Origin of the sequence: Agreia sp. Leaf210 (genome assembly GCF_001421485.1) — a bacterium.
Taxonomy (GTDB): domain Bacteria; phylum Actinomycetota; class Actinomycetes; order Actinomycetales; family Microbacteriaceae; genus Agreia.
On the sequence record NZ_LMKK01000001.1, the window covers coordinates 1125493 to 1141063 of the forward strand.

Genomic DNA, 15571 nt, shown 5'->3' on the forward strand with positions numbered 1-15571 from the left:
CGGGCACGCCTTCGACCAGTCTTGCATGCGGCAATCCGCGCGTGACGATCTTTCGACGCCGAACTCATGCGCCAAGTGCCAGCCGCTGCAACAATTCCGCGTATCCTCGCTGTATGGACGCGCTGGACTACAAGATTCTCGACCTGCTCAAGCTCAATTCCCGCTCGGGCTACGGCGACATCGGCCAGGTCATCGGGCTGTCGGCCTCGGCGGTCAAGCGGCGCATCGACAGGCTCGTGGGCAGCGGCATCATCCGCGGCTTCACGATTCAACTCGATCCCACCCTCGACGGCACGGTGACCGAGGCGTACGTCGAGCTGTTCTGCCGCGGAACCGTCGCGCCCGCCGAGCTCAAGCGCATCCTGTCGTCTGTGCCCGAGGTGGTCGATGCGGGAACCGTCACGGGCAGCGCCGACGCCATCGTGCACATGCGCTCGCGCGACATCCCGAGCCTCGAGCTCGCCCTCGAGAAGGTGCGCATCGCGCCCAACGTCGACCACACGCGCAGCGCCATCGTGCTCTCGAACCTGATCCGCAGGTAGCACTGGCAGACTTCGACTCGTGCACGCCCCCAATAATCCGCCCGAGATCGATCTCCGGGCCGAGTTCACGCGCTTCATGATGTCGTACAAATTCGCCATCGACGAGGTCATGACGAAGATCAACATCCTGCGCGAAGAGTTCAACCACGTGCACGACTACAACCCGATCGAGCACGTCAATTCGAGGCTGAAGTCGCCCGAGTCCATCCTCGAGAAGGCCCAGCGCAAGAGTCTCGAGATCGACACCGCCGTGATCCGCGAGAACATCCACGACATCGCCGGGATCCGCATCACCTGCAGTTTTCTGAGCGACATCTATAAGATCCGCGACATGCTCGCGCGCCAGGTCGACCTCACGGTGATCACCGAGCGCGACTACGTGGCCGCCCCCAAGGCCAACGGCTACACGAGCCTGCATCTCATCGTCTCGATTCCCGTCTTCATGTCGGACAGGGTCGAGCAGGTACCCGTCGAGATCCAGATCCGCACCATCGCCATGGACTTCTGGGCGAGCCTCGAGCACAAGATCTATTACAAGTACAACCGCGAGGTTCCGGTGACGCTGCTCGACGAACTCAAAGACGCCGCGGCCACCGCGAACCGTCTCGACCTCAAGATGCAGAATCTGCACACGCAGGTTCGTCAGCTGAATGCGAGCGCCGATGCAGGGCCCGCTGGCAACGAGGGCACCGTTCCCTTCGGCGACCTCGAACGCCTCATCGTGCCCAAGGCGCTGCTCGACTCGCTGGCAGAGCAGTCACCCCGACCTGCACCGACCGAGGCGTCCGATGCCTGACACGAGTTTTCCCGGCGCCTGGTCGGTGGATGCCGAGGGCTCGGCGCCCCCGTTCGAGCAGCTGCGGGCGCGCGTTCTCGACCTGGTCACCTCGGGTGACTTGCCCGCGGGCTTCCGGCTGCCGCCGGTGCGCACGCTCGCCGAGCAGCTCGGGCTCGCAGCGAACACGGTCGCCCGGGCCTACAAAGAACTCGAGGCCGACGGGATCGTCGAGACCCACGGAAGGGGAGGCACTCTCGTCTCGGCGCAGGGTGACGCGGCCCGTCGCGCGGCCCAGCAGGCGGCCGCGGAATACGCGGCGAAGACCCGCTCACTGGGCATCACGGAAGCCGACGCCCTTGAACTGGCGAGGACAGCCCTGAGCCTTCGCTGACCGAACGGCGGCGCAGAACGCTACTTCTCGAAGCCCTCGAGATCCATGTCGATGTCGACCGCGTCGTCTGCTGCGCTCCCCCTGGGCATGGCGAAGCGGGCGGAGTTCAACGCGAGCATCTTTTCGCGGATGTAGGCGATCGCCTCCGAATTGTCTGGGGCCTCCAGGCTGTTGTGCGATGTGGCGGCGATGATGTTGGTTCCCGAGTTCAGCAGCAGCGTGGCTACGACGGTGTCTCCGTCGGCATCGAACGCGTTCAGCTTGACCGTGTCGGCCTTGCTGTGATTTGCGAGCACCGCCGCGTATTCGATGGCCAGGTCGGCCGCTTCGTCGCCGATCATCAGTGTCTTCTCCGCGTACATGATGTGCTTCATGCTTCGAGGGTACGAAGCCAGCCGCCGACGAGGCCCCGCCTTGACATCGTCGGGCGACCGTGAGCGGTGCCCGCCGACAACTCAGCCCGCGGCCGTGTTGTACGCCGCGATCTGATCCGCGGCCTTCGACTCCGCGCCCTTCATCGACGACGTGACGTCGGCGCCCTCGACGATCTGATTGAACGCGCCGATGACCGTGGCGCGCACCGTGGGAAAGGCGCCCGTGCGGCATCCGGCTGCGGCCTGACTGGCGGGCGTGTTCGCCAGCTGATCGGCCATGGCGGCCACGTTCGGATCGGACAGGGACTGCTTGCCGACCGTGGTGTCGGCGACCGCCGTGTTGGATGCGAGATAGCCCGTCGCGCTGGCCCACTCGGCCTGCACATCGGCGGAGTGCAGATAGGTGAGGAACTCGTAGGCGGCCTTCTGCTGAGCCTCGGAGTGACCGTCTCCGGAGATCCATAGGGCGTTGCCGCCGATCACGACGCCGGCATCCTTCGAGTCGGAGGTCTTGGGGAAGGCGGCGACCTTCGAGGCCGTCTTGCTCGGGTCGGCGGTCGTGTACGCGCCCGAGGAGGTGATCATCATGCCCACCTTGTCGCTGGCGAACGCCGACGTCATGGCACTGTTATCGGTTCCGGGGTTGAGCGCGGTTCCGTCGACGAACAGCTTCTGCAGCTGACGCATGAAGGTCACCTGGGTGGGCGAGGTCAGGTCGAGCCCCGTCACCTTGTCGGAGCCTCGGCCGTTCTCGGGGGTGCAGAAGTTCTCACCGCCGGATGCCGACATCTCCTCGATCATCCACGAGTCGCTCATGTTCATGGTCATGCCGTACGCGCCCGTCGACGCGTGGATCTTCTCTGCCCAGTCTGCAACCTCGGCCACGGTCGTCGGCGGAGTGTCGGGATCGAGCCCGGCCTGCGTCACCAGGGATCGGTTCAGGTACAGCACCGGCTGCGATACAGAGAACGGCATGGCCGCCAGGCCGCCGGATGCCGACGCGTAGTACGAGCTGACGATCGGGGGAAAGCTGTCGGCGTCGAACGACGAGTCCTTGTCGGTGAACGTCGACAGGGGCGTGGTCTTCTTCGAGTCGACCATGAATCCCGTTGAGATGTCGTTCATCATGAGCACGTCGGGCGTCGATCCCGACTGCACCGCGGCGGTGTACTTGGTCTGCACGTCGGCGTAGGTGCCCTGGAACGAGGCGTCGACCGTGATCTTGCCGGCCTCCTTCTCGTTGAACTGCGACACGAGAGTGTCGAGCTCCGTGGCAGCGGGGCCCGTCATCGCGTGCCAGAACGTGACGGTCACGGGGCCGGATGCGGTGGCCGAGTCGGCGTCGGATCCGGCTGCCGCGCATCCGGACAGGGCGAGAAGCAGCGCGCTGCCGGTGACTGCGGCGATGAGCGCGCGTGTACGAAAGGACATAGTCGGGTTCTTTCTGTTCGGGTTCGATTCGGTGATCGGGTTCTATTTGAGGGCGCCGGCGGTGATGCCGCCGGCGAGGAATCGCTGTGCGAGGAGCACGACGATGAGCACGGGGAGGGTGACCATGGCGGCGCCGGCCAGCACGACGCCGACGTCGGTGGCCTCGGCGTTCGACAGCTGAGCGATGCCTACCTGCACGGTTCTGTTATCGGGAGAGTTGGTCACGAGAAGGGGCCAGAAGAAACCGTTCCAGGCGGCCGTCGCGCTGACCAGCGTCACCGAGATGAGGGTCGGCCGAACAACCGGCAACAGCATCGACCGGATGAAGCGGAAATGTCCGGCTCCGTCGAGCAGCGCGGCGTCACGCAGCTCGCCCGGAAAGCTGAGGAACGCCTGCCGGAACAGGAAGATGCTGAGAGCAGAGGCCACGAAGGGAAGGAACACGGCGGGCACGGTGTCGATGAGGTGCCATGACGAGATCGTGAGGTAGTTGGCGATAAGGGTCGTCTCGGCGGGGATCATCATGCTCGACAGGAGCACCAGAAACAGCGCCCGCGTGCCGCGCAGCCGACAGAAGACGAGAGCGTACGCCGTGGCGATGCCGATGGCGACCTGCAGGACGGTCTGGCAGATCGTCACCACCAGGCTGTTGCCGAACTGCCTCCCGAGCGGAATGACCTGGGTGGCGCGAATCACGTTGTCGAGGGTGAGGTGGACGGGCAGGAGCCCCTCCAGCCCCTGATCGAGCCAGGCCGTGGGGGTCAGCGCGCCCTCGAAGATGTAGTAGAGCGGGAAGCACACCACGATGACCGCAGCGACCAGCCAGCCGTAGAGCAGGGCGCCGCGTATCCGGGCGCGCGTCGAGGATCGTCTTGTGGGCTGACGCATCAGTAGTTCACTCGCTTCTCGAGAACGCCGAACTGCACGAGCGACAAAGCGAGTACCAGCAGAAAGAGCACGACTCCGAGTGCCGCGGCCAGGCCGAAGTTGGCGCTGCCCGCCCCGAACGCCGACTGATAGATGTTGTAGACGAGCGTCGTAGTGGAATTCGCGGGTCCTCCTCCGGTGAGGATCTGGATCTGACCGAAGGTCGTGAGCGCCTCGACGGCTCCGGTCACCACGATGAAGAACAGCGTGGGGGTCACGAGCGGCAGCGAGATCGACCAGAGGGTTCGAAGAGGCCCTGCCCCGTCGAGGTGCGCCGCCTCGATGACGTCGTGGTCGATGGCACCGAAAGCGCCGAGCAGGAGCAGCACGGTGAACCCGATCGAGCCCCACACGGTGACGACGATCACGCTGGCGAAGGCCCACTGCGTGCTGGTGAGGAAGGGGATGTCGGAGCCGCCGAAACGCGTGATCACGGAGTTCACGAGGCCGTTGCCCGGCGCAAGCATGGCCGCGAAGGCGACGGATGCCGCCGAGACGCTGACGACCATGGGCGACGTGAGCAGCGCCCGGAACACCGGGATTCCGCGCAGCTTCGTGGTGAGCGGGATGGTGATGAGCAACCCGAGCACGATCCGTCCGGCCACCACGGCCAGGCAGAATGCCCCCGTGCGCAGCATCGTCGCGCCGAACTGCGGGTCGGTGAAGATCGTGACGAAGTTCTTCGCGCCCACGAAGCCCGCCGCCTGACCGAAGATGTCTGTTCCCTGCGTGCTGAGCCAGATGACCTTGCCGAGCGGGTAGAACACGAAGACCGCGAAAACGGCGAAGGCGGGTACGAGGAGCGCGACTCCGACGCGTCGGTCGGAGCGGAGCCAGGACTGCGCCGACGGCACGCGGCGGTTGCCCACGGCGACGCGCCGTTCTGCGGTGATCGAGGCCGACATTCAGCATCCTCTCGGATAATAGGGAACGTTCCCTTTTTGGGACGGGTCAACTCTCCGACACCTCCGGATGCACGGTCAAGCGGCGCGAGTATCCGGTCGCCGAGCGTTCACTCGGCGTTAAGGAAGGCCTGAATCAATCCCTATCAACCCGAATAGGAGCACTGTGACCCCCGACATGATCGACAACCCGAATGAGCTTGCCGCCCTCGCCGAAACCGCTGCCCGCACGGCCGCACCGGCCCTCCGCGCGGCCTTCCGCTCCGACATGGACATCTCGTTCAAGCGCGACGCGCACGATGTAGTGACCGAACACGACCGCGAGGCGGAGCGCGTCATCAGCGAGGTGCTGCAGAGCGGCGCCCCGGGGTCGCAGATCCTCGGCGAAGAGACCGGCAGCTCTGGCGAGGCGAGGCTGCGCTGGATCATCGATCCCATCGACGGCACCGCCAACTTCGCCCGCGGCCTGGCGTACTGGTGCATCTCGATCGCCGCAGAAGTCGACGGCGAGGTGGTCGCAGGAGTCGTGCTCGACCCGATGGCCGACCATCTCTTCTCCGCCGGCGCCGACGAGGCCACCCTCGACGGCACCCCCTTGCGTTCAGCCTCGGCCCCCGACGACCGCTCGACGCTGCTCACCAGCTTTCCGAACCAGCACGATGTCGATCTGCTCGGCGACGCGGCCTTCGAGCTGCTCGCGCAGATCACCGCCGGCTATCAGCACCACCACAGCACCGGCAGCGGGGCACTGAACCTGGTGCACGTCGCCGCGGGCTGGTCGGACGCGACGATGGGCTTCGACACGAGCCCGTGGGATGTCGCGGCCGGGGCGTATATCCTGCGTCGCGCGGGCGGCAGCTACGCCGGCTTCCGCGAGGGCGTCGCGGTCGACAGACCGCAGAACAGCCTGGACTACGTGGCGATGGGAGCCGGTGGAGACCACACCGCCCTCATCACGCGGGTACGCGAGCTGTCGGCGCACTGGTTCCCGGCGGCCTAGCGAGACCGGATGCCGCCGGCCGCCGCGAGGGCGGCCGGGCTCACGGCATCCGGCCCCTGGGTCAGGCGATCACACGGTCACGCGCTGGTCAGCTGCCAGCTGTGCACGTGCTCCCACGTCATCGTCTTCCACCAACGGCCCGACCAGTCAGGGCTCGCCGTGCGGTACATCACAACCGAGCGCCCCGCGAATCCGCTCGGCACCGGCACCTCGAGTTCTCTAATGAACTCGCCGACCTCGTCGCGCAGGTCGGGCCTCTCGTAGAGGTCGTGCGAGGCCAGCGAGAGGTGCCCACGAAACAGCTCGGGCACGAAGTCATTGGGCAACGGGTTGTTCATGGGGCGCCGGAACGGCTCCACCGCGGCCTCGATGTCACGAGCGAGGCTCACCAGCGCCTCGTTCTCGGTGCCGTCGGCGTTCTGGCTCACGTCGTATACATAACCGATTCCAGGGGCTCGGATGCCCGCATTGTGCACCTCGAACGCCTCGCGATTCGCGAGCAGCGCGGTCACGGCCGCGACCACCTCGTTCTCGTTGAAGCCGAAGGGCTGGCTACCGACGAGGGTCGCGTGCGGGGGAAACGCGCCCGCCGAGAGAAGACCGTACTGCGCGCGCAATTGATCGGTGATGACGGTCACCGCACGGCACGTCTTGGGGTCGGGTCGCAGATAGATGCCGTAACGGAACGGGTCGCTGTCGTCACGGGGCAGCTTGTGGGCGATGTGGTCGTTCACACGATCTCGCTTTCTGGTGGGTATCGTTCGGGATAGGGAACGTTCCCTATTCTGCGCACAGCCATCACTGATGAGAGGAACGCGCAGACGTCCACTGGGTGAACGAACGATGACGAGGGCTAGACCGCCGCCGCCGTCCGGCCTTCGATCAGCTCGCCCGCGATCGAGCGATGACGCGCACCCTCGGCAACGCCCTCGATCTGATCGACGACATCATCGACGGAGAGTCGCCCTATGAGACTCAGCGGCTGTCGCCACGAGGTGATGCCGAGGAGGCTGGTCGTGAAGGGGCGCACGCCGTCGTACCCCGTCACCGAGATGTCAGCGGGAGCACTGAGGCCCATGCGGCGCAGGGATTCGAGAACCGAGATCGCCCACGAATCGCTCGGAGCCATCACCGCGGTCACGCCACCGGCAGCCACTATCGCCTGCACGATCGAATCAGCACGCTCGACGTCTCCGCCGAAGTCCTCGCAACGAAAGGCGAGAACCTCGACATCCGCTTCACGCAGGCGCTCCACCATCGCCATCGTGCGCGCCGACTGAGTGATCGACGATTCGGCTGTGTGCGTCATCACGGCCACGCGGCGGTGACCGAGGATCGCCACTCGCTCCGCCAGCCCTCGACCGCCGCCGACCTCGTCGCAGTAGACGCTGCTCACCGAGGGGTCGGCCTCCGGTCGACCCGCGATCACGGTCGGGATCCGGCGAGCGAAAGGAATGATGTCCTCGACGGGCAGAGCGCCGCTGCAGACGATGAGCCCCTCGACACGCAGCGAGACGAGCGTCTCGAGGGCCCGCCGCTCCTCCTCGATCGGAAAAGTGCCGGAACCGGTTGCGGTGACCGCGCGGTACCCCCTGGCCGACGCCTGTTCCTGGAACGCCGTCAGGAGGTGGCCATAGAACGGCGTCGCGGCATCCCGCACGAAGACGCCCAGCGTATGGGTGCGATGAGCCGACATGCCGCGGGCGTTCGCGTTGGCCACATAGCCGAGCGCGTCGGCCGCCGTCTTCACCTTCGCCACCGTGCGCGCTGCCACCCCCGGAGCGCCCGACAGGGCCCTCGAGACGACAGACTTCGAGACACCCGCGGCCGCCGCCACATCGTGGATGGTGGGTGCGGGGCCGAGCTGGCGCCCGCCGGGCGTGCGACCCACGGGCTCGTCGTCTTCGGGGGTCAGCTCGCGCACGCTCCTACGCTAGCGGGCGTGGGGTCGCGGTGGCGGCCAGCACCAGTTCGAGTGCGCGACGCTGACGACTCGCGGGCCAGCGCTCGGGGTCTCCTGCCGCGAGGGTCGACACGCCTTCGACGGCGGCCGCCAATGTCGACGCCTCCTCACGAGCAGTCGCCTCATCTGCGACGCCTGACGCCTCGAGCAGCCGAACCAGACGCGTCGCAAATGCCCGGCTGTGCAGCGCGTGACGCTCGGCCAGAACCGGGTCGCTCAGCGCCGCCGCGAGGAAGCCGATCCACACCCTGGCTTCGGCGAGCTTCTCGGAGTCACTCGGGAGCGCCTGGAAGACAACTTCGCGCAATGCGGTCGCCACATCGGGAGCTTCGCTCTCGAGCGCATCGGAGCGCACCCGTGTGCGCTCGTGCAGAACGTCGCGCGCGTGCAAGAGGAGCTCACGCTTATCGCGGAAGGTGTGCAGAACAAGACCGGTCGAGCATCCCGCTCGCTCTGCCACAGCCCTGAGCGTCAACCCGGTCGGTCCGCGGTCGGCGAGCGTGAGGAAGACAGCTTCAGACAGGCGCCGACGGATCGCTTCATCATCTCGAACACGGGGCATCTTTCAAGCGTAACATCTGTTACCGTAACGGTTGTCACCGAAAGGATCTTCGTGAACTGGAATATTTCCCCCGTCGCCTATGACCACCCCGATGCCGATCGGCTGAGGCGCGAACAACGCCGAGAGCTCGACGCGCGATACGGAAGCAGCGACCACGAGCCAGGAACCCCTCCGTCCGCCGACGATGTTCCAGTGTTCCTCCTCGCCACAGATCCCTCCGGCCGCGCCATCGCCTGCGGCGGTTTGCGCCCACTCGACGAGACGATCGTCGGAGCGCACTCCGTTGAGATAAAACGGATGTACGTAGCACCGCATGCGCGAGGCACGGGAGTGGCAACCGCTCTGTTGAGAGCTTTGGAGACCGCGGCCGCCGAATTGGGAGCACGTCGGGTCGTCTTGGAGACGGGAACTCAGCAACCCGACGCCATCCGTTTCTACGAGCGCGAGGGGTACGAGACCATTCCCCTTTTCGGCTCGTATATCGGAGGTCCCCAGTCGCGCTGCTTCGGGCGGTCCGTGTCTGCCGTCAGGCCAACCGGGCTATAACGGCTCCGGCAATGCCTTCACTGTGTGCGCCGTAACGGTCGACCAGCAGGGCGGTCATGCCCACGGCGCGCGCGCCGTCGATGTCGTGCAGCGGGTTGTCTCCGACGAATAGACATTCGCCAGGGTCGACACCCAGCCCTGCCGCTAGCAGACGAAAGGCCTGCGGATCGGGTTTCTGCATGCCGATGCGCTCGGAGATGCAGATGTGGTCGAAGACCTCGAGCAGTCCCGTGACGCGCAGCTTGTCGAGCTGCTGTTCCTCTGCCCCGTTCGTCAACAACCCCATCCGGCGCCCGGTGGCCTTCACGCGCCGCACGAGTTCGACACTGTCTGGAAAGGCGCGCCAGGCGGCCCTGTAGCCGGCCATATAGCGCTCGAAGAGCGCGTCGAGTTCCGCCACCTCGGAGGGAGCCGGTACTCCCAGTGCCGGCAGCACCGTTCGCAGTCTCTCGCGACGCTGCTCCTTAAAGTTGATCCGACGCAATCGCCATCGTTCGATCTGTTCGTCTTCGGCGGCGAACCACAGCGCGCGGGCATGCTCCGTCGGCTCGACTCCGAGCGACTCGAGAAAACGATCGACGCCGACGATCGCCGAACCTCGATGGTCGAACAGCGTGCCGTCCAGATCGAATCCAACGGCACGAATCTCGACCACGACTACACCTGTTCGTCGCGCACGCCAGGGTCCGCGCTCGGCCCCACGCCCGCAGCGCTCGTCACCCGCCGACGCTCACGAAACCCGGATACCGCTCGGCCGACGCCGAGTACGACGCCGAAAGCCCACAGGGGCAACCCGATCATGATGATCCACAGGGGCCCATGGCGGACTGTGCCGATGTCTTCGAGCGGGTTCCAGCCGTGCTCATTGCAGATCCAGATCGAGGCCACCAGGAACAATGCCGACCAGAACGCCAACAGAAGAGGTCGTCTGCGAAGGGACTGCAGGAATCTTGATCTGAGTCGTGTCGAGGCCACAGGACGATTCAAGCGCCGAAGGCACGACGCTCGGCTGAGATCAGCCTGCCAACTCGCTCGGTCTTTCGCGAGACTGCCCGACCCACACCCCAAACGGCATCGGCAGACATGAGATGGTGTCCCAGGAGGCGCACCGTGCTGCATTGGTTCTACGACATCGACATCGTCGATGGCCCGCTTCCCTTTGCGATCTGGACAGTCTCCGCTGTGGGCGCCGTTCTCCTCGTCCTCCGACGACCCGCCCGGCGACCCACCCGTCGCCCCACCCGTCGATGGCTGGTCGTAGCCTCCGTCAGCATGCTGGTCGGCGCCGTGCTGGGGCTGACCCTCGTCGCCATCGTCGACGCCTCCGGGGTCGTCGGCGTGCCGTTGCCCACCCCGACCGCACCCTGGATCGCCGCGCTGTTCGCGGCCATCGGGCTCGCCATCGCGAGCATGGTGAGGTCGTCGCGCAAGCGAAAAGTCGCCGCCGTGGCCCTGATCGTTCTCGGACTACTTTCGGCCGCCCTCGGCGTGAATGCCGGATTCGGGATCAACCGCACGATCGGATCTGCCCTCGGTGTCTCTACCGGGAACGCGATCGACGGGCTCAGCCGCCCCCAGCCCGCCCCCACGGGCACGGCTCCCGTCACCTCAACACCGCTGTACGCGGGTTGGGATCCTCCGTCCGACATGCCTGCCACGGGAAAGACCGGCCTGCTGACCGGCGCCGATGCGATCTCGTCGAGCAGCGCGTTCGTGCCCCGCGAGGCCTCGATCTACCTCCCACCGGCAGCTCAGGTCGCGAACCCGCCCGCGCTTCCCCTGGTGGTCATGATGATGGGCCAGCCCGGCAACCCTCAGCCGGACTTCATCGCCGCGGCACTCGACGAGGTGGCGGCGAAGAACAAGGGTCTCGCTCCTATCGTGATCATCGCCGATCAACTCGGAAACCCCGACACCGACCCGGTGTGCGCCGACTCGGCCAGATATGGCGGCGTCGACACCTATTTCAACAAAGACATCGTCGCCTACGCGAAGAGCAGGCTGAACATCCTGCAAGACCCTCAGTACTGGACGATCGCGGGGTACTCGAACGGCGGCTCCTGCGCGTTCACCTGGGCGAGCAAGTATCCGGAGATCTGGGGGAACCTCGTGGACATCTCGGGCAACGAGTGGCCCGGAGACGAGAACGAGGCGGCAGCCATCGCCGACGGATACGGCGGAGACGCGGGCGCCTTCGCAGCCGCCAAGCCCGCGGCCTGGCTCCAGAAGAACGCAGGAAAATTTACGTCGCACGTGGCGATCTTCACCGCGGGCGAGAACGACCCGGAGTACACGCAGTTCGCTGCCAACAACGCCGCCCTGGCCGAAGCGGCCGGTTTCACGACCAAGAACTACGTGGTGCCGGGCGCCGACCATGTGGTGACAGCCCTGCGAGGCGGGCTCCCCTATGCCTTCACCGAGCTCTACCCCCGACTGGGACTCGCGGCACCCCCTTCGTCGTGACCCACAGGCTGGGAACCAGCCCTGGACTTACTCGGCATCTCCTTTCTTTTCGGCCATCGCCATCTGCTGTTCAGCGCTCATTCACCGTGCCGTCGATCGCCGAGGTGAGAAGCAGAGAAAACTCGACGCCGTGCCCGAACACATCGAAGATCACGACCGTCCCGGCCTCTCCCGCCGCGGATTCCTCGCCGCCGGCGGAGCCGTGGGAGCCCTCGCCGCAGCCGGTATGGGGTCTGCGGGGCCCGCCGCGGCATCACCTTTGGTAGCCGACTCGCTCCTGGCCGGGGCATCGTCGGCTCCGTCGCTCGCCTCGCCCCCGACCTCTGCGAAGAAGTGGTCGCCCGACCTCCCCTCGCCGCGTTTCACCGTCGCTGTGATGCCCGATACCCAGTACATGTTCGACGGCGCGTCGATCGATCCGAAGCCTCTGCGGGCATCGCTGCACTACGTCCTCTCCGAGCAGAAACGCCAGAACATCGTCTTCCTCGCGCATCTCGGCGACCTCACCCAGAACGGGGCAGCTGCGGAGATGGCCGCCGCCGGCGCTGAATTCGCTCTCTTCGACAACGCGGGTGCGGCCTACAGCGTTCTGGCAGGCAATCACGACATCGACGCGTCGACCGACGATCAGCGAGGACAGACGGCCTACCTCGACGTGTTCGGACCGTCTCGGTTCAGCGGCTCTGACAGCTTCGTCGACGCGTCGCCCGATGGCTACAACACGGCCCATGTCTTCACGGCGGCGGGCCGCGATTGGCTCGTGCTCGCGCTCGACTGGCGAACCAGCGCCGGCGGGCTCGCCTGGGCGCATTCCGTGCTGGCGGCGCACCCCGGATCCCCCGTCATCCTCACCTCGCACACCCTCGTCGACTCGGCCGCCGACGGCTCTGCGACGTTCGACGCGTATGGGCAGGGGCTCTGGGACTCGTTCGTCTCGAGCCACGACCAGATCTTCTTGACCCTCAACGGCCACTACTGGGGACCGGGTCGCACGACGGCGGTCAACTCGGCCGGTCACGCCGTCGACCTGCACCTCACGAACTACCAGAACCGCTACTACGGCGGCGCGGCGATGATCAGGCTCTACCACTTCGACACGGAGCGCAATGTGATCGACGTCGAGACACTCTCGCCCTTCCTGATCGACGGTGGACTGAAGACACCGAACGAGCTCGCCGAGCAGGAGACGCGTCTGAGCGGCGACATCGACCGATTCACCATGCAGATCGATTTCGCCGAACGGTTCTCGGGGTTCGCACCGGTGCCCGTGCGCCCAGCACGCTCCGCGCAGAGCATGCTCGTCTCCGGCACCACCGCGTACTGGCGGTTCGACGGGCAGCCGAATGGTGCGAACGTCAGCGGCTCTACGCGCATCGCCGATCTGAGCGGAAACGGCAACGATCTCGTCGTCGCCAATCGGCCCGGCGCGGTGGCTGGCGCCCTTCTCTGGTCGGATGCTCATCATCCCGACCAGCCGGGAGCCGGCAGCCTATCGCTCACCGGCGGTCGCCCCGGAGGCGACTATCTGAAGACCGTCGACCAGGCACCGCTGAACAGCAACCAGTTCCTCAGCGGCTATACGGTCGAGGCGTTTCTGTTTCTGCCCACCACATTCGACGGCAGCGCGAACGGGTTCTGCGCCCTTCTGTCTCAGTCGTCGTCTGCCGGGGAGGCGGGCAAGGCGCACTCCAGCAGCGGCGATCCGCAGGAGCCCTCGGTCACCTTGAGTCTCTCCAGCGATAGAGAACTGCAATGGTGCGTCTACCCCGCCAGCCAGGACGGGTCGCTCACGAACTGGGGTCACGAGCTGCCCCTCGCGTCGTGGTGGCACGTCGCGGTCGTCAACAACGGCAAGCACACGACGATGTTCGTCGACGGATGCCCCGTAGCGCGAAACCCGTCGACGAAGAACAGCGGTCTCGCGGTGGTCGGCCAGCCCTGGCTGCTCGGCGGCTACAACTACGGGGGCAAGCTCGATCAGGTCTTCGTCGGCAACATCGGCGACGTCAGGGTGACCGAGCGAGCCCTCGACCCGAGTGAGTTCATGATCGCCTGACCAACGCCGGCTCTAGATCGCCTGACCAAAGCCCGCTCTAGAAGGGGCAGTTGTCGAAGGACGCAGTTGCTAGAAGGGGCAGTCCGTTAGGTCCTCCCCCCATCACTGTCGTCGGGCTCGCTGCAGCGATCTCGACCAGTGCGGCGATGGGGGTGGCGACTTCGGTATTGGCGGTCGTGGCCGTCGTGGCCGCGGTGCGATCGAGGAGTTCTTGCGGCGCAGGTCGCATCTTGCCTTCGGGACTGACCGTGTATCGGTAGCCCGCTGGTGATGTGGCGGTGAGGGTGTCGTCTCCGTTTTGTGTGATCTGCCACCTCGTGTGGTGCTTCACCTTGTGATGCTCCTGACTTAGCGGGGCCAGGTTCTCGGGAGTCGTGTGACCACCCAAAGCATGATCTTCGGTGTGATCGATGTCGGCTCGCTCCGACGGAACCGTGCACCCCGGGAACACACACGTCGGGTGCACCAGCCTTGCGTGGTCGATCATGCGTGCGGTCGGCCGGTAGTCCCTGGGGTCGTTTGTCAGGATGCGTCCCGTGACGGGGTCGGTGAGGATGCGCCTCCAGGAGGTCGCCTCCGCCGTCAACTGCGCCGCGGTCGCTGGGTCGATCGGACCGTAGCCGCGGAGGATCGCAGCCTCCTGCCCAACACCGAGCAGGGTCATCGCCGGAACCATCACGTGAACCCGTCCCCGAATGCCGCGGGTGGCTCCGGGGATCGAGGTCTCACCGTTGAGCATCAGATCGCACAGGACATCGAGTTTCAGGTGTCCCATGCTGCGCGGGTCGCCACCCGCCCTAAGCCCAGCAGCCAACCGTGCCGCCCGATCTGCGATCGCGTGGATCTCGGGCGCTGGTGCGAACAGGGTCAAATACGCCATGCCATCCGCCCCCGGATCGACATAGATACGCCGGGTGGCCGCAGCCTTCTCGGCCCGTTCCACCGCGGTGGACGGTTGGGAGAGCTCAACCTGCGCTCTCGCCTTGCGGTCGAGCTGCTTCGGGTTCACCTCCGCCGCCAGCGCTGCGAGCCGGGCGTCGTACGACACCAATGCGTCGCCCTCGAGGCCGTCGGCGTTTTTTGCGATGACCTCGGCGTGCTCCCACGACACGACACCGGCAGCCACTGCCGAGAGCGTGGCAGGGAGGCGATCCACGAGAGCGGTACTGGTGTCGATCAGGGTCGCGGCCCGGTACTCGGTGCGGCGAGTGAACTGGGCGAGTTCGGTGAACAACTCGACCCTCTCGACACGGGCCGTCGACCAGACCGGCCCACCCGTTGATGTGTCGGACGGTGCCTGCCGGTGCAGGTGGTTTCTCGCGTCGGTGACGCGTCTGGCCCTGGCCGCAGACAGCCGGGCTATCTGCGCGTCGAGGGCGGCGACCTCCTCGAGTGCGACCACATACGAGTCTGGCTCGAGAAGCGGGATCGTTGATGTCATACGAGAAGTCAAACAGCAGCCACCGACACCGGGTCGAAACCCATAAACAACGCTTGATCAGGAGATATGGCTGTGGATAAGTGCCAAAACAGGCAACCTGTGGAGGAGTAGTCGACGCGCGTAGATGAGTCCGGGATCGTTCGATTCGGCCGCCCGATTTCTCCGAGCACGGCTCGGCACATACGCCCCACGCAC

At 66.0% G+C, this 15571-nt stretch carries 17 protein-coding genes; 7 read left to right on the forward strand and 10 right to left on the reverse strand.

What is annotated here, in order from left to right:
* Positions 1 to 113 precede the first annotated feature (113 nt).
* From ASE64_RS05370 to ASE64_RS05380, 3 genes are read left to right on the forward strand one after another with little or no spacing between them, the layout of a single operon-like run.
* Entirely contained in the window at positions 114 to 542 is a 429-nt protein-coding gene (locus ASE64_RS05370) for an Lrp/AsnC family transcriptional regulator (RefSeq protein ID WP_044440623.1), read from the forward strand.
* Positions 543 to 561: 19 nt separating this feature from the next.
* The gene (locus ASE64_RS05375) at positions 562 to 1338 is read left to right on the forward strand and encodes a GTP pyrophosphokinase (protein ID WP_326938953.1); all 777 of its coding nucleotides are present in this window, start codon (positions 562 to 564) and stop codon (positions 1336 to 1338) included.
* Complete coding sequence (locus ASE64_RS05380) at positions 1331 to 1711, forward strand: GntR family transcriptional regulator (protein WP_055776824.1); 381 nt, start codon at positions 1331 to 1333, stop codon at positions 1709 to 1711. The genes ASE64_RS05375 and ASE64_RS05380 overlap by 8 nt, the downstream gene beginning before the upstream one ends.
* 20 nt (positions 1712 to 1731) lie before the next feature.
* Here ASE64_RS05380 and ASE64_RS05385 read toward each other — a convergent pair whose 3' ends face one another.
* The 4 genes from ASE64_RS05385 to ASE64_RS05400 form a co-directional block, all read right to left on the reverse strand.
* A complete protein-coding gene (locus ASE64_RS05385) occupies positions 1732 to 2085 on the reverse strand; it encodes a hypothetical protein (RefSeq protein ID WP_055776827.1) in 354 nt (117 codons plus the stop codon).
* An 81-nt stretch (positions 2086 to 2166) separates the two neighbouring features.
* Positions 2167 to 3516, reverse strand: coding sequence for an ABC transporter substrate-binding protein (locus ASE64_RS05390; protein ID WP_055776830.1), 1350 nt, complete (start codon positions 3514 to 3516; stop codon positions 2167 to 2169).
* Between the two features lie 42 nt (positions 3517 to 3558).
* Positions 3559 to 4404: a carbohydrate ABC transporter permease gene (locus ASE64_RS05395; RefSeq protein WP_055776832.1), complete on the reverse strand. Its 846-nt coding sequence runs from the start codon at positions 4402 to 4404 to the stop codon at positions 3559 to 3561.
* A complete protein-coding gene (locus tag ASE64_RS05400) occupies positions 4404 to 5348 on the reverse strand; it encodes a carbohydrate ABC transporter permease (RefSeq protein ID WP_055776835.1) in 945 nt (314 codons plus the stop codon). Before ASE64_RS05400 ends, ASE64_RS05395 begins: the two co-directional genes overlap by 1 nt.
* A gap of 163 nt (positions 5349 to 5511) precedes the next feature.
* Here ASE64_RS05400 and ASE64_RS05405 point away from each other — a divergent pair, with 163 nt between their 5' ends.
* Entirely contained in the window at positions 5512 to 6345 is an 834-nt protein-coding gene (locus ASE64_RS05405; RefSeq protein ID WP_055776839.1) for an inositol monophosphatase family protein, read from the forward strand.
* Positions 6346 to 6422: 77 nt separating this feature from the next.
* On the opposite strand, the gene ASE64_RS05410 is transcribed toward ASE64_RS05405, so the two are convergent.
* The 3 genes from ASE64_RS05410 to ASE64_RS05420 all read right to left on the reverse strand — a co-directional run bounded on the left by ASE64_RS05410 (position 6423) and on the right by ASE64_RS05420 (position 8870).
* Positions 6423 to 7079 carry a hypothetical protein gene (locus ASE64_RS05410; RefSeq protein ID WP_055776842.1) on the reverse strand — a complete coding sequence of 219 codons (657 nt, stop codon included), beginning with the start codon at positions 7077 to 7079 and terminating at the stop codon, positions 6423 to 6425.
* 119 nt (positions 7080 to 7198) lie between these two features.
* Positions 7199 to 8269, reverse strand: a complete 1071-nt coding sequence (locus ASE64_RS05415) for a LacI family DNA-binding transcriptional regulator (protein WP_156351649.1) — start codon at positions 8267 to 8269, stop codon at positions 7199 to 7201.
* 4 nt (positions 8270 to 8273) lie between these two features.
* Complete coding sequence (locus ASE64_RS05420; protein ID WP_055776845.1) at positions 8274 to 8870, reverse strand: TetR/AcrR family transcriptional regulator; 597 nt, start codon at positions 8868 to 8870, stop codon at positions 8274 to 8276.
* Between the two features lie 192 nt (positions 8871 to 9062).
* Between ASE64_RS05420 and ASE64_RS05425 the strand changes: the two genes are divergently transcribed.
* The gene (locus ASE64_RS05425; RefSeq protein WP_326939023.1) at positions 9063 to 9416 is read left to right on the forward strand and encodes a GNAT family N-acetyltransferase; all 354 of its coding nucleotides are present in this window, start codon (positions 9063 to 9065) and stop codon (positions 9414 to 9416) included.
* Here the strand turns inward: ASE64_RS05425 and ASE64_RS05430 are convergent.
* Both ASE64_RS05430 and ASE64_RS05435 read right to left on the reverse strand, forming a co-directional pair.
* On the reverse strand, positions 9397 to 10071 hold the full coding sequence (locus ASE64_RS05430; protein ID WP_055776851.1) for an HAD family hydrolase: 675 nt from the start codon (positions 10069 to 10071) through the stop codon (positions 9397 to 9399). The genes ASE64_RS05425 and ASE64_RS05430 overlap by 20 nt on opposite strands.
* Before the next feature lie 2 nt (positions 10072 to 10073).
* Complete coding sequence (locus tag ASE64_RS05435) at positions 10074 to 10391, reverse strand: hypothetical protein (protein ID WP_156351650.1); 318 nt, start codon at positions 10389 to 10391, stop codon at positions 10074 to 10076.
* 135 nt (positions 10392 to 10526) lie between these two features.
* Here ASE64_RS05435 and ASE64_RS05440 point away from each other — a divergent pair, with 135 nt between their 5' ends.
* Both ASE64_RS05440 and ASE64_RS05445 read left to right on the forward strand, forming a co-directional pair.
* Positions 10527 to 11879, forward strand: a complete 1353-nt coding sequence (locus ASE64_RS05440; RefSeq protein ID WP_055776855.1) for an alpha/beta hydrolase — start codon at positions 10527 to 10529, stop codon at positions 11877 to 11879.
* Between the two features lie 130 nt (positions 11880 to 12009).
* Positions 12010 to 13935: a LamG-like jellyroll fold domain-containing protein gene (locus tag ASE64_RS05445; RefSeq protein ID WP_055776858.1), complete on the forward strand. Its 1926-nt coding sequence runs from the start codon at positions 12010 to 12012 to the stop codon at positions 13933 to 13935.
* Between the two features lie 37 nt (positions 13936 to 13972).
* Here ASE64_RS05445 and ASE64_RS05450 read toward each other — a convergent pair whose 3' ends face one another.
* Entirely contained in the window at positions 13973 to 15376 is a 1404-nt protein-coding gene (locus ASE64_RS05450; RefSeq protein ID WP_055776861.1) for an HNH endonuclease signature motif containing protein, read from the reverse strand.
* Between the last annotated feature and the right edge of the window lie 195 nt (positions 15377 to 15571).